The organism is Nonomuraea sp. NPDC052265, assembly GCF_044547985.1.
In the GTDB taxonomy this organism is placed as follows: Bacteria; Actinomycetota; Actinomycetes; order Streptosporangiales; family Streptosporangiaceae; genus Nonomuraea.
This window is the reverse complement of the sequence record NZ_JBIUBJ010000022.1, coordinates 1-12,146: the sequence shown is the minus strand read 5'-3', so window position 1 is coordinate 12,146 and position 12,146 is coordinate 1. Positions and strand designations below refer to the sequence as shown.

Annotated in this window: 11 protein-coding genes and 2 tRNA genes; 9 read left to right on the top strand and 4 right to left on the bottom strand. The window is 67.5% G+C overall.

Annotated features, from left to right (window positions below):
- Nucleotides 1–58 precede the first annotated feature (58 nt).
- A complete protein-coding gene (locus ACIHAD_RS40050) occupies nucleotides 59–697 on the top strand; it encodes an HAD family hydrolase (protein ID WP_397360007.1) in 639 nt (212 codons plus the stop codon).
- Here the strand turns inward: ACIHAD_RS40050 and ACIHAD_RS40045 are convergent.
- The 3 genes from ACIHAD_RS40045 to ACIHAD_RS40035 all read right to left on the bottom strand — a co-directional run bounded on the left by ACIHAD_RS40045 (nucleotide 651) and on the right by ACIHAD_RS40035 (nucleotide 1,981).
- Nucleotides 651–1,280, bottom strand: a complete 630-nt coding sequence (locus tag ACIHAD_RS40045) for a uridine kinase (RefSeq protein WP_397360006.1) — start codon at nucleotides 1,278–1,280, stop codon at nucleotides 651–653. The two genes, ACIHAD_RS40050 and ACIHAD_RS40045, sit on opposite strands and share 47 nt — an antisense overlap.
- A gap of 62 nt (nucleotides 1,281–1,342) precedes the next feature.
- The gene (locus tag ACIHAD_RS40040; protein ID WP_397360005.1) at nucleotides 1,343–1,489 is read right to left on the bottom strand and encodes a hypothetical protein; all 147 of its coding nucleotides are present in this window, start codon (nucleotides 1,487–1,489) and stop codon (nucleotides 1,343–1,345) included.
- A 418-nt stretch (nucleotides 1,490–1,907) separates the two neighbouring features.
- A tRNA-Gly gene (locus tag ACIHAD_RS40035) sits at nucleotides 1,908–1,981 on the bottom strand.
- Nucleotides 1,982–2,070: 89 nt separating this feature from the next.
- Between ACIHAD_RS40035 and ACIHAD_RS40030 the strand changes: the two genes are divergently transcribed.
- Together ACIHAD_RS40030 and ACIHAD_RS40025 are read left to right on the top strand one after the other, a co-directional pair.
- Nucleotides 2,071–2,147 (top strand) — tRNA-Pro (locus ACIHAD_RS40030).
- 96 nt (nucleotides 2,148–2,243) lie between these two features.
- Entirely contained in the window at nucleotides 2,244–2,744 is a 501-nt protein-coding gene (locus ACIHAD_RS40025) for a DinB family protein (RefSeq protein ID WP_397360004.1), read from the top strand.
- An 11-nt stretch (nucleotides 2,745–2,755) separates the two neighbouring features.
- On the opposite strand, the gene ACIHAD_RS40020 is transcribed toward ACIHAD_RS40025, so the two are convergent.
- Nucleotides 2,756–3,235, bottom strand: coding sequence for an ATP-binding protein (locus tag ACIHAD_RS40020; RefSeq protein ID WP_397360002.1), 480 nt, complete (start codon nucleotides 3,233–3,235; stop codon nucleotides 2,756–2,758).
- A 233-nt stretch (nucleotides 3,236–3,468) separates the two neighbouring features.
- Here ACIHAD_RS40020 and ACIHAD_RS40015 point away from each other — a divergent pair, with 233 nt between their 5' ends.
- From ACIHAD_RS40015 to ACIHAD_RS39990, 6 genes are all read left to right on the top strand, one after another.
- Nucleotides 3,469–4,335: a helix-turn-helix domain-containing protein gene (locus ACIHAD_RS40015; protein WP_397360001.1), complete on the top strand. Its 867-nt coding sequence runs from the start codon at nucleotides 3,469–3,471 to the stop codon at nucleotides 4,333–4,335.
- A 166-nt stretch (nucleotides 4,336–4,501) separates the two neighbouring features.
- Nucleotides 4,502–5,893 (top strand): trigger factor, encoded by a 1,392-nt coding sequence (tig, locus tag ACIHAD_RS40010; RefSeq protein WP_397360000.1) that lies wholly within the window; start codon nucleotides 4,502–4,504, stop codon nucleotides 5,891–5,893.
- Between the two features lie 503 nt (nucleotides 5,894–6,396).
- On the top strand, nucleotides 6,397–7,029 hold the full coding sequence (locus tag ACIHAD_RS40005; protein WP_352323605.1) for an ATP-dependent Clp protease proteolytic subunit: 633 nt from the start codon (nucleotides 6,397–6,399) through the stop codon (nucleotides 7,027–7,029).
- Between the two features lie 11 nt (nucleotides 7,030–7,040).
- Nucleotides 7,041–7,664 (top strand): ATP-dependent Clp protease proteolytic subunit, encoded by a 624-nt coding sequence (locus ACIHAD_RS40000; protein ID WP_397359999.1) that lies wholly within the window; start codon nucleotides 7,041–7,043, stop codon nucleotides 7,662–7,664.
- A gap of 184 nt (nucleotides 7,665–7,848) precedes the next feature.
- The gene (gene clpX / locus ACIHAD_RS39995; RefSeq protein ID WP_185067261.1) at nucleotides 7,849–9,132 is read left to right on the top strand and encodes an ATP-dependent Clp protease ATP-binding subunit ClpX; all 1,284 of its coding nucleotides are present in this window, start codon (nucleotides 7,849–7,851) and stop codon (nucleotides 9,130–9,132) included.
- Between the two features lie 63 nt (nucleotides 9,133–9,195).
- Nucleotides 9,196–11,769 carry a valine--tRNA ligase gene (locus ACIHAD_RS39990; protein ID WP_397359998.1) on the top strand — a complete coding sequence of 858 codons (2,574 nt, stop codon included), beginning with the start codon at nucleotides 9,196–9,198 and terminating at the stop codon, nucleotides 11,767–11,769.
- Nucleotides 11,770–12,146 lie beyond the last annotated feature (377 nt).

Here is a 12,146-nt window from a genome sequence, read left to right as displayed (position 1 = left end):
TCTGGACGCGGACACGTTCCTTCTTTACCTTGGTTGAAACAGTTCACAGGAGGAGCGGATGAAAATCGATGCGGTCGTGTTCGACATCGGCGGTGTCCTTGAGCTCACGCCGTCCCTGGACGTGACGGCCAGGTGGGAGGAGAGGCTCGGTCTGCCCGCCGGCCACATCGACGCGCACCTGGAGCCGACCTGGCTGGCCGGGGCGGTCGGAGAGGTGACGGAGGAGCAGGCCGGCGCGGAGGTGGCGAAGCTGCTCGGCGCGGACGCCGAGGCGTTCATGGCCGACGTCTGGACGGAGTACCTCGGCAGCCCCAACACCGGCCTCATGGCGTACCTGGGCGCCCTGCGTCCCCGCTACCGCACGGGTCTGGTGAGCAACAGCTACGTCGGAGCCAGGGAACGCGAACAGGCCGCGTACGGCTACGCCGACCTGGTGGACCACATCGTCTACTCGCACGAGGCGGGGGTGTGCAAACCGGACCCGCGCATCTACCTGCTGGCCTGCGACGCCCTCGGCGCCGATCCCGCCGCCACGGTGTTCCTCGACGACCACGAGCCGTACGTCGAGGGGGCCCGCGCGGCCGGCCTGCACGCCGTGCGCTTCACGTCCAACGCCCAGGCCGTCGCAGAGCTGGACGCCCTGCTGGGACTCAGCCGTCCGTCAGCACCGCCGGACGGTCCGGGTGGTCGGCCCTGACCACCACGTCGGCGGTCCGCTGCGGGCGTGCCTCGCGTTCGTACCGCTCGTAGGCCGGCAGCCGCCACCGCTCGTCCTCCGGGGTGCGCCGCGCCAGCGCCCCCGCCGACAGCCACACGTGCACGCTCAGCTCGAACGGCAGCCCGCGTCCCAGCAGGAGCGTCCCGTCCACGAGCACCACCCCGCCCGGCGCCAGCTCCCGGTACGGCAGCCGGTAGGCCCGATCGATCGCGCTGTCCCACAACGCCGGCAGCACCCGCCCGGAGCCACCAGGCTCCAGCGGTTCGAGCACCTCGCGCAGCAGCCCCTTGACGTCGAGCCAGTCCTCGTAGAAGACGTCGGGATCGGTCCGGCCGTGCTCCAGCCGGAGCGAGGCCGGCCGCAGGAAGTCGCCGGCCGACACCCGCAGCACGGGCCGCCCCCGCAGCCGCAGGGGCGCGACCAGCTCGTCGGCCAGCGCGCCGGGCCCCGCCACGGGCGCCCCGTCGACGGCCACCCGCACCCAGGAGTCCCTGGGCCGCGCGGCGACGAGCTCGGCCAGCTCCTCGACGAGCGCCTCCCGGGAGATCGGTCGTGCACGCATCGACGCCAGACTACGCCCGGAAGATCACAAGAACCCGAACCGGGCTCCACCTCAGCCACTGACTACCTGGAGGCAGAACCGTCATCGCGATCACCCCGGGACGGGCTTCCACAGAACAACTTCCAGAGCTGAATGCTCATCACGACGAACAGGGCAACCCCGCCGAGCAGAATCGCGAGGACGAAGAGCACGAACGGATCGAAGATCACCGCACCTCCTGTCGCCACGCCGATCATAAGCGACCTGAGATTCGGACTCCGGCGAGCACCGGTTCGCGATCCCGCTGGGCGCAGATGCCCGTACCGGTCCCGAGGCCGCGCATCTCGTCATTCCCGAGGACGCCGCGGACGGCGGGCGGCACGGCATGTGGATCTGGTGAACGCCACGCCCTGAGCAGATGCTCCCCATCGTGAGGGTGGTCCGCTCTCCGGCGGAGATCAACGGGGGGAAGCTCCGAGCCAGCTCCAGATGGAAGGACTTTCGTCGGCCTGAGGTGACATGCCCCGTCGCTCCGGGTTCAGCCGGATCTGGAACCTTTGGCACGCGAGTGGCACGACCACAGAGACAAGATCGGATAACAGTAAGGCCCAGGCTCGGGATCATCTCCCGGACCTGGGCCTTCGTGCTTGGAGCGGACGACGGGAATCGAACCCGCGTAGCTAGTTTGGAAGACTAGGGCTCTACCATTGAGCTACGTCCGCGCGAACCGGTCGAACTCTGGTCTAGACTTCATCCGGTCGTCAGGGCGTAAGCGTACCGGAGTCACGGAGCGCATGCGTACCCGGCGAAGCGGGGCGTGGCGCAGCTTGGCAGCGCGCTTGCTTTGGGAGCAAGAAGTCGCAGGTTCAAATCCTGTCGCCCCGACCAGGACAGCAGGCCCCCTCCACCGAGGAGGGGGCCTGTTGCTTTCCGTGCCCCTGGACGAACGCCGAAGCTGGACGAACTGACCATTAAGGTCAAGACGTGACAGACAATCGTGTGCCGCCGCCCTTCGCCGGCGACGAACGGACCATGCTCGACAACTGGCTCGAATGGCATCGCGGCACTCTGGCCGTCAAATGTGCCGGCCTGTCCGACGAGCAGCTCAGGCTCCGCCCGGCCGAGCCCTCCACCATGTCCCTGCTCGGCCTGGTCCGGCACATGGCGCACGTGGAGCGCGTCTGGTTCCGCCGCGTGCTGGACGGCGAGGACATCCCCCGCCTCTGGAACAAGGAGGTCGACATCGACGCCGACTTCAACGACGTGGACGATGCCTCGGTCGAGGAGGCGTTCGCCACCTGGCGGGACGAGATCGAGCGCGCGCGTGCCATCTCGGCCGCCAAACCCCTCGACGCCGTGGGCGACAGGAACGGCCAGGACTGCACCCACCGCTGGATCCTCGTCCACATGATCGAAGAGTACGCGCGCCACAACGGCCACGCCGACCTGCTGCGCGAGCGCATCGACGGCGTCACCGGCGAGTAGGGACAGGCGGGTCAGCCCTCTTCGGCGCGGAACAACGCCCACACGGCCTTGCCGCCGCGGTCGAGCGGGTCCCAGCCCCAGCACTGGCTGTAGGTCTCGACGATGTAGAGGCCGCGCCCGTTCTCGGAGACGAAGTCCGGCTCCTTGCGGCGCGGTACCTCGTCACTAGGGTCCGCCACCGCCAGCAGCACGTGCGGCGACACGCGCATCAGCAAGAGCTCGATCTCCCGCCGGCCGCCCGCGTACATGGCGTACCTGACGGCGTTCGTCACCAGCTCCGACACCACGAGCGCGGCGTCGTCGCTCAGCTCGTGCAGGCCCCATCCCCGCAGCGTGGAGCGGGTCACGTCCCTGGCGGTCTTCACCGAGTCGGCCTGGAACGGCAGGGGGCACGCGGTCGTGTTCGGCTTCCCGCCCTTGAGCAGGTGGTCGAATCCCACCTCACGGGTGATCTGCAGGCAATCGGCAGTGGCCAGAGGATCCTCCACCATGCCGCCGATACCTCCCCGTAGCCCTCGGTTTAGTGCACGTTTGGCCCACAATGCACTAAGCCATCATGGGTCACGAACGCGGCGGCTGCAAGACCCAAATGCACGTGCAGCTGCAATGTGCAACAGCATGCGCCTTTTGGGGCAAAATCCTCCTAATCGGACACGAGGTTGAGACCTTGTCATACCCGGCAATGTGGTGTCACTGTGTGTGCGGACCTTGAGTAGGAGGCAAAGTGACGCAGAACCAGCCGGGTTCGGGGCCGACGGCGCTGCGCATCCTCCTGGGCTCCCAGCTGCGCAAGCTAAGGGAGGCGAAGAACGTCACCCGCGAGGAGGCGGGCCACCTCATCAGGGGGTCCGAATCCAAGATCAGCCGCATGGAGCTGGGCCGGGTGGGGTTCAAGGCACGTGACGTCTCCGACCTGCTCACCCTGTACGGGGTCGTCGACCCGCAGGCGCGCGCCGCCGTCCTCGACCTGGTGGCCACGGCCAACGAACCCGGCTGGTGGCACCGGTTCAACGACGTGCTGCCCACGTGGTTCCAGGCGTACGTCGGCCTTGAGGAGGCCGCCGCCCGGATCAGGACCTACGAGGTCCAGTTCGTGCCGGGACTGCTGCAGACCAAGGAGTACGCCAGGGCGGTGGTGACCGCCGGAGCGGCGGGCATCGCGGCGGAGGAGATCGCCAGGAGGGTCGACCTCAGGCTCGAACGCCAGCGGCTCTTCGACCGGCCGGACGGCCCGGTCTTCTGGGCCGTGATCGACGAGGCGGCGCTGCGCCGGCCCATCGGCGGCGTCGAGGTCATGCGCGCCCAGCTCGAACACCTCGTCGACCTCATGCGGCAGCCCAGCATCACCATCCAGATCATGCCGTTCAGCTTCGGCGGCCACAGCGCCGAGGGCGGGGCCTTCAGCATCCTGCGCTTCCCCGACCGCGACCTGCCCGACGTGGTCTACGTCGAGCAGCTGGCCAGCGCGCTGTACCTGGACAAGCGTGAGGACGTGGACCGATACACGGAGGTCATGGAGCGGCTGTGCGCCGTGAGCACCACCCCGGATGAGACGATCGATCTCCTGCGGACGATCGCCGACGAGTTCTGACGGCGACGGCGTCGTTGTTCGGTACGCATCTGCCCTAGACTGGCCATCGGCGTTGGATCCCGCCGTGGCGGAGCATGCCCAACGCCGCTCATGTGGGCGCGGCGCGTGAGCCGTACCGAATGGACGCGCCCGCGATCACTCGTAGCTTGATCAAGGAGACCATTCCGTGAAGACCGCTGTCGAGGAGCTCAGCCCGACCCGGGTCAAGCTCACCGTCGAGGTGCCGTTCGAAGAGCTGCGCCCGAGCATGGATGCGGCGTACAAGAAGGTCGCGCAGCAGGTGCGCGTCCCCGGGTTCCGGCCTGGCAAGGTTCCGGCCCGCATCATCGAGCAGCGCTTCGGCCGGGCGGTAGTGCTGGAGGAGACCCTCAACGACGCGGTGCCCAAGCTCTACGGCCAGGCCGTCGACGAGGTCGACGTGTTCCCGGTGAGCCAGCCCGACATCGAGGTCACGAAGATCGACGACGGTGAGCAGATCGAGTTCACCGCCGAGGTCGACATCCGGCCCAACTTCGAGGTGCCCGACTACCAGGGCGCCGAGGTCACCGTCGAGTCCGCCGAGGTCTCCGACGAAGACGTCGACGGCCAGCTCGACTCGCTGCGCCAGCGCTTCGCGACGCTGACCGGCGTCGAGCGCGCGGCCGCCGACGGCGACTTCGTGGTGATGGACCTGCGCGCCGAGATCAACGGCGAGAACATCGAGGAGCAGCAGGCCAGCGAGGTCTCCTACGAGGTCGGCGCGGGCTCGGTGCTACAGGGCCTCGACGACGCCCTCGTGGGGATGTCCGCGGGCGACGAGAAGAGCTTCAAGACCGAGCTCGTCGGCGGCGAGAACGCCGGCGAGGAGGCCGACGTGATCATCAACGTCAAGTCGGTCAAGGAGAAGGTCCTGCCCGAGCTCGACGACGAGTTCGCCCAGCTCGCCAGCGAGTTCGACACGCTCGACGAGCTCAAGGCCAGCATCCGCGAGCAGGCCCGCCGCAACAAGCTCATCGACCAGGTCGTCCAGGCCCGCGAGAAGGCCCTCGACGCGCTGCTCGAGAAGATCGACATCCCGCTGCCCGAGAGCGCGCTCAAGGCCGAGGTCGACGCCCGCAAGCACAACCTCGACCACCAGATCGCCGAGAGCGGTCTGAGCCGCGACGCCTTCTTCCGTCTGTACCAGACGACGGAAGAGGAGCGCTTCGCCGAGTTCGACAGCAACTCCGCCAAGGCGCTCAAGGTCGGCTTCGTGCTCGACAAGATCGTCAAGGCCGAGGAGCTGGGCGTCAACGAGCAGGAGCTGACCAACTTCGTGGTGCGCCGTGCCATGGAGATGGGCGTCCAGCCCAACGAGCTGGCCAAGCACCTCGCCGACAACGACCAGCTGACGCTGGCCATGGTCGAGATCGTCCGTGACAAGGCCAAGTCCGTGCTCGGCGACGCCGCCAAGGTCGTCGACAGCGAGGGCAACGAGGTCGACCTCAAGGCCATCTACGCCGAGATCAACGGCGCCCCGGTCGAGGAGGAGGCCGACGAGGCCGCCGAGACCGACTCCGAGGACAAGGCCGAAGCCTGATCTTCCCCGAAGCCCCCGAACCACCACGGTTCGGGGGCTTCGTGCTTTCCGCCCCGAACCACTCCGGTTCGGGGCTTCCTGCATCCGGGCCCGAAGACTCCCGCGCGTTCGCGAGCGACGGAACGCCTGGGAGCGCCCAGAGGGCTCCTGGCGATCCCGGAGGGGGCGACCCTGCCCAGAGGGCGGGAACCGCCCCCGGAGGGCCCGTCAACCCCCTCACCGCCACCGTCCGCGCGACGGCTTCCCCGCCGCCGGACGGCATCCGCCGGGACGCGACCCCACAAGCTCCACAAGCCACACCAGCAAGGAACCATCCCCGCCGAAACGCCCACAGAGCCGGACCATGAGCTGGACGTGGAGGAACGGCGTAGGCTGACAGAAGACCGGTCACCCAGACCTGCGCCGTCAGCGAACAGTACGGGGGACCGGGCATGACCTGTGGGCGTCGCGCGTTAAGGTCACAAGCAAAGCCAATCGATTACGACGCATCGGAAGGTGACGCTGTGACCAGCCCGCCGACCTTCTATCAGCCTGAGTCGCGAGGCCGTGAGAACGGCTCGTCCTTCCGGCTTGAGGACCAGCTTTACCAGCGCCTGCTGCGGGAGCGCATCATCGTGCTCGGTCAGGAGGTCAACGACGAGATCGCCAACCGGATCTGCGCCGAGCTGTTGCTGCTCGCGGCCGACGACCCCGAGCGCGACATCACGCTGTACATCAACTCGCCGGGGGGCTCGGTGAGTGCCGGTATGGCGATTTACGACATGATGGAATATGTGCCAAACGACGTGTCCACGGTGGTGATGGGCATGGCCGCCTCCATGGGGCAGTTCCTGCTCACCGCCGGCGCCCGCGGCAAGCGCTACGGCCTGCCGCACGCCCGCGTCATGATGCACCAGCCGTCCGGCGGCATCGGCGGCACCGCGGCCGACATCGCCATCCAGGCGGAGCAGATGCTCTACGTGAAGAAGACGCTCGCCGAGCGCATCGCCTTCCACACCGGGCAGCCACTGGATCAGATCGAGTCCGACTCCGATCGCGACCGCTGGTTCACGGCCGAGGAGGCGAAGGACTACGGCTTCATCGACCACGTGGTCCGCAGCGCGCGGCAGGTGCCCTCCGTGGGCCCGGTCTCCTAGGGGGAGCTGACATGAACATCCAGAGCCGTTACGTTCTCCCCTCCTTCGTCGAGCGCACGTCCTACGGCGTGAAGGAGATGAACCCGTACAACAAGCTCTTCGAGGACCGCATCATCTTCCTCGGAGTGCAGATCGACGACGCGTCGGCCAACGACGTGATGGCCCAGCTGCTGACGCTGGAGTCGCTCGACCCCGACCGTGACATCAGCATCTACATCAACTCGCCCGGCGGCTCGTTCACGGCCATGACGGCGATCTACGACACGATGCAGTTCGTCCGGCCGGAGATCCAGACCGTCTGCCTCGGCCAGGCCGCGTCCGCCGCGGCCGTGCTGCTGGCCGGCGGCACCCCGGGCAAGCGCTTCGCGCTGCCCAACGCCCGGGTGCTGATCCACCAGCCCTCCACCGAGGGTGGTGGCCAGGGAAGCGACATCGAGATCCAGGCCCGCGAGATCCTTCGCATGCGATCCCTCCTTGAGGAGATCGTGGCGAAGCACACGGGCAAGGCCTCCGCCGACGTCCGCAAGGACATCGAACGCGACAAAATTCTCAACGCGGACGAGGCAAAGGCGTATGGTCTGATCGACGACATCATCCCGACCAGGAAGAAACGAGCTCAGGCCGTCGCTTCCTAGTTGAGATGTGACGCACCGGAGCGCTGCCCAATAGGGCACGTTCCGGTGCGACTCGCCGCTAGGGGGCTCACTGAGGGCCCAGAAGACGGTAACGTCGAAACCTGAGCGGTTCGGCCTAGTCCGGAGGATGTCCGGAGACACTGCTCGCGTGAGCAGGGCGGTCCCACGCAAAGGAGTATCTGGGGTGGCACGCATCGGCGACGGGGGAGACCTGCTGAAGTGCTCTTTCTGCGGAAAGAGTCAGAAGCAAGTCAAAAAGCTCATTGCCGGTCCAGGCGTCTACATCTGCGATGAGTGCATCGATCTCTGCAACGAGATCATCGAGGAGGAGCTCTCCGAGTCCTCCGAGCTCAAGTGGGACAACCTGCCCAAGCCGAGGGAAATCTACGAGTTCCTCGACGCCTACGTCATCGGACAGGACAAGGCGAAGAAGGCGCTCTCGGTGGCGGTCTACAACCACTACAAGCGGGTGCAGTCCGGTGACCGGGGCAGAGACGACGGCCTTGAGCTGGCCAAGAGCAACATCTTGCTGCTCGGGCCGACCGGGTCGGGAAAGACTCTCCTTGCACAGACTCTGGCGAAGATGCTCAACGTGCCCTTCGCCATCGCCGACGCCACCGCCCTCACCGAGGCGGGCTACGTCGGCGAGGATGTCGAGAACATCCTGCTCAAGCTCATCCAGGCCGCCGACTACGACGTCAAGAAGGCCGAGACGGGCATCATCTACATCGACGAGGTCGACAAGATCGCCCGCAAGAGCGAAAACCCGTCGATCACCCGCGACGTCTCCGGCGAGGGCGTGCAGCAGGCGCTGCTGAAGATCCTCGAAGGCACGACGGCCTCGGTGCCGCCGCAGGGCGGGCGCAAGCACCCGCATCAGGAGTTCATCCAGATCGACACCACCAACGTGCTGTTCATCTGCGGTGGAGCCTTCGCCGGCCTCGAAAAGATCATCGAGTCGCGCATCGGCAAGAAGGGCATCGGCTTCAACGCCATCATCCGCTCGAAGGAAGAGGTCGACACGGCCGACATCTTCGGCGACGTGATGCCCGAAGACCTGCTGAAGTTCGGCATGATCCCCGAGTTCGTCGGCCGCCTGCCGGTCATCACCTCGGTCCACAACCTCGACCGCGAAGCCCTCATCCAGATCCTCACCGAGCCCCGCAACGCGCTGGTCAAGCAGTACCGCAAGCTGCTGGAGCTCGACGGCGTGGAGCTGGAGTTCACCGACGGCGCGCTTGAGGCCATCGCCGACCAGGCCATCCTGCGCGGCACCGGCGCGCGCGGTCTGCGCGCGATCCTGGAGGAGGTGCTCCAGTCCGTCATGTACGAGGTGCCCTCCCGCCAGGACGTCGCCCGCGTGGTCATCACCCGCGAGTCGGTGCTGGAACACGCGATCCCGACGCTCGTCCCGCGCGACCAGCTCGCCGCCAAGCAGCAGCGCACGCCGCGCGAGAAGTCGGCCTGACCGTCTTCGGAAACGCCCCCGGGATTCGACCCGGGGGCGTTTCGCTTGTCCGGCTCCCTAGAATTGGTCACTGTGACCACGCAAGAGCTGCCCACCCAATACACACCGGCCGACGTCGAGACCCGTAGCTACGAGCGCTGGGTTTCCGAAGGCTACTTCCACGCCGACCCGGGCAGCTCCCGCGTGCCGTACAGCATCGTCCTCCCGCCGCCCAACGTGACGGGCGTCCTGCACATCGGGCACGCCCTCGACCACTCCGTCCAGGACGCGCTGACCCGCCGGGCCCGCATGCAGGGCCGCGAGACGCTGTGGCTGCCCGGCATGGACCACGCCGGCATCGCCACCCAGAACGTCGTGGAGCGCGAGCTGGCCAAGCAGGGCCTGTCCCGCCACGACCTGGGCCGCGAGGCGTTCGTCGAGCGCGTCTGGGAGTGGAAGGAGGAGTCCGGCGGCCGGATCCTCGGCCAGATGCGCAAGCTCGGCGACGGCGTCGACTGGGAGCGCGAGCGCTTCACCATGGACCCGGGGCTGTCACGGGCCGTCCAGACCATCTTCAAGAAGCTCTTCGACGACGGGCTCATCTACCGCGCCGAGCGCATCATCAACTGGTGCCCGCGCTGCCTGACCGCGCTGTCCGACATCGAGGTCGAGCACAGCGAGGACGAGGGCGAGCTGGTCTCGATCCGCTACTCCGACGAGATCGTGGTGGCCACCACCCGCGCCGAGACCATGCTCGGCGACACGGCCGTGGCCGTCCATCCCTCCGACGAGCGTTACGCCCACCTGGTCGGCACGATGGTCGAGGTGCCGCTGACCGGCCGCATGATCCCCGTGGTCGCCGACGAGCACGTCGATCCCGCCTTCGGCACCGGCGCGGTCAAGGTCACCCCGGCCCACGACCCCAACGACTTCGAGATCGGCCGCCGCCACTCGCTGCCGTCCCTCACGGTCATGGACGAACGCGGCGTCATCACCGCCCACGGCCCCTTCCAAGGGCTCGACCGCTTCGAGGCGCGCCCGGCCGTGGTCGCCGCGATGCGCGCCGAGGGCCGCATCGTCGCCGAGAAGCGCCCGTACGTGCACTCGGTCGGCCACTGTTCGCGCTGCAAGACCGTGGTGGAGCCGCGGCTGTCGCTGCAGTGGTTCGTCAACGTCGCGCCGCTGGCCAAGGCCGCCGGCGACGCCGTGCGCGACGGCCGCACCCGCATCCACCCGCCGGAGCTGGCCAAGCGCTACTTCGACTGGGTCGACGACATGCACGACTGGTGCATCTCCCGCCAGCTGTGGTGGGGTCACCGCATCCCGGTCTGGTACGGCCCGGGTGGCGAGGTCGTCTGCGTCGGCCCCGACGAGGAGCCGCCGGCCGGCTACACCCAGGACTCCGACGTCCTCGACACCTGGTTCTCCTCGGGCCTGTGGCCGTTCTCGACGCTCGGCTGGCCCGACTCCACCCCGGAGCTGGAGAAGTTCTATCCGACCTCCGTGCTCGTCACCGGCTACGACATCCTGTTCTTCTGGGTGGCCCGGATGATGATGTTCGGGCTCTACGCCATGGACGGTCGTCCGCCGTTCCAGACCGTGGCCCTGCACGGCATGGTCCGCGACCAATACGGCAAGAAGATGTCGAAGTCGTTCGGCAACGTGGTCGACCCGCTCGACTGGGTCGAGCGCTTCGGCGCCGACGCCACCCGCTTCACGCTGCTGCGCGGCGCCAACCCCGGCGCCGACGTGGCGGTGAGCGAGGAATGGGCGGCCGGCTCGCGCAACTTCTGCAACAAGATCTGGAACGCCACCAGGTTCGCCCTGATGAACGGCGCGACGGTGGGCTCGCTCGACGCGCTCGACCTCACCGCGGCCGACCGCTGGATCCTGTCCCGCCTGCAGACCGTGGTGAGCGCGGCGGATGCGGCCTTCGACGAGTACGAGTTCGCCAAGGCCTCCGACCTGCTCTACCACTTCGCCTGGGACGAGGTCTGCGACTGGTACCTCGAGCTGGCCAAGATCCAGCTCGGGGAGGGGCTCGAACACACCCGGCTCGTGCTCGGGCACGTGCTCGACGCCCTCCTGCGGTTGATGCATCCACTGGTGCCGTTCGTCACCGAGGAACTGTGGCGAGCGGTGACCGGTGGCGAGTCGATCGTCGTGGCGCCCTGGCCCCAGACCGACGCTCGCTACGCCGATCCGGCGGCGGAGGCCGAGATCGACGCCCTCCAGGAGCTCGTCACCGAGGTCCGCAGGTTCCGTTCCGACCAGGGGCTCAAGCCCGGCCAGAAGGTGGCCGCCCGTCTAGGGCTGTCCGGCACGCCGTTGGAGGCCCAGGAGAGGGCGATCCGCGCGTTGCTGCGGCTGACCGAGCCGGCGGAGACGTTCAACGCCACAGCGCGGTTCAGCGTGGGCGCGGTGACCGTGGAGATCGACACCGCGGGCGCCATCGACGTCGTGGCCGAGCGGAAGCGCCTGGAGAAGGATCTCGCCGCCGCCCGGAAGGAAGCCGCACAGGCGACCGGCAAGCTGGGCAACGAGCAGTTCATGTCCAAGGCACCCGACGACGTGGTGGCCAAGGTCAGGGGCCGCGCCGAGCAGGCCGCCGCGGACATCGCGCGTCTTGAGGCGCAGCTGTCCGGGCTCGGTGTTTAGACCATACGAACGCGGGGAAGGTCCATTCGTTACCGAAGATGGGCCTTCGGCGTCCTCGGGGCTGCTAGAGTTTTCCACGCGGGGCCGATCAGCCCCGACACCCCTGCTGATCAACCCCGACTCTCGGGCTGCTCCACCTAGCGGTTGGACAAAGGCCGGAAGTTAGAGTAAGTTAGCAGGGTTGCTCCGAAACGGAGCAGGTCCGGAAGCTCCCGGATCGGGCGGTTTGACAAGAATCGTCCGGATCTGGTAGACTGAAGAAAATGAAATGTGAGCGCCTCTGAACGGGGATCCGGGAACGGGTTCTGGTGAGGAAGTACGCGTCCGTTTCTTGAGAACTCAACAGTGTGTTAAAAGCCAGTGCATGAATTACATGC

What these genes read in the sequence shown, in the direction of transcription:
- ACIHAD_RS40050 (WP_397360007.1), top strand. Translation starts at nt 59, where the DNA reads ATGAAAATCGATGCGGTCGTGTTCGACATCGGCGGTGTCCTTGAGCTC.
- ACIHAD_RS40045 (WP_397360006.1), bottom strand. Translation starts at nt 1,280, where the DNA reads ATGCGTGCACGACCGATCTCCCGGGAGGCGCTCGTCGAGGAGCTGGCC.
- ACIHAD_RS40020 (WP_397360002.1), bottom strand. Translation starts at nt 3,235, where the DNA reads ATGGTGGAGGATCCTCTGGCCACTGCCGATTGCCTGCAGATCACCCGT.
- ACIHAD_RS40000 (WP_397359999.1), top strand. Translation starts at nt 7,041, where the DNA reads ATGAACATCCAGAGCCGTTACGTTCTCCCCTCCTTCGTCGAGCGCACG.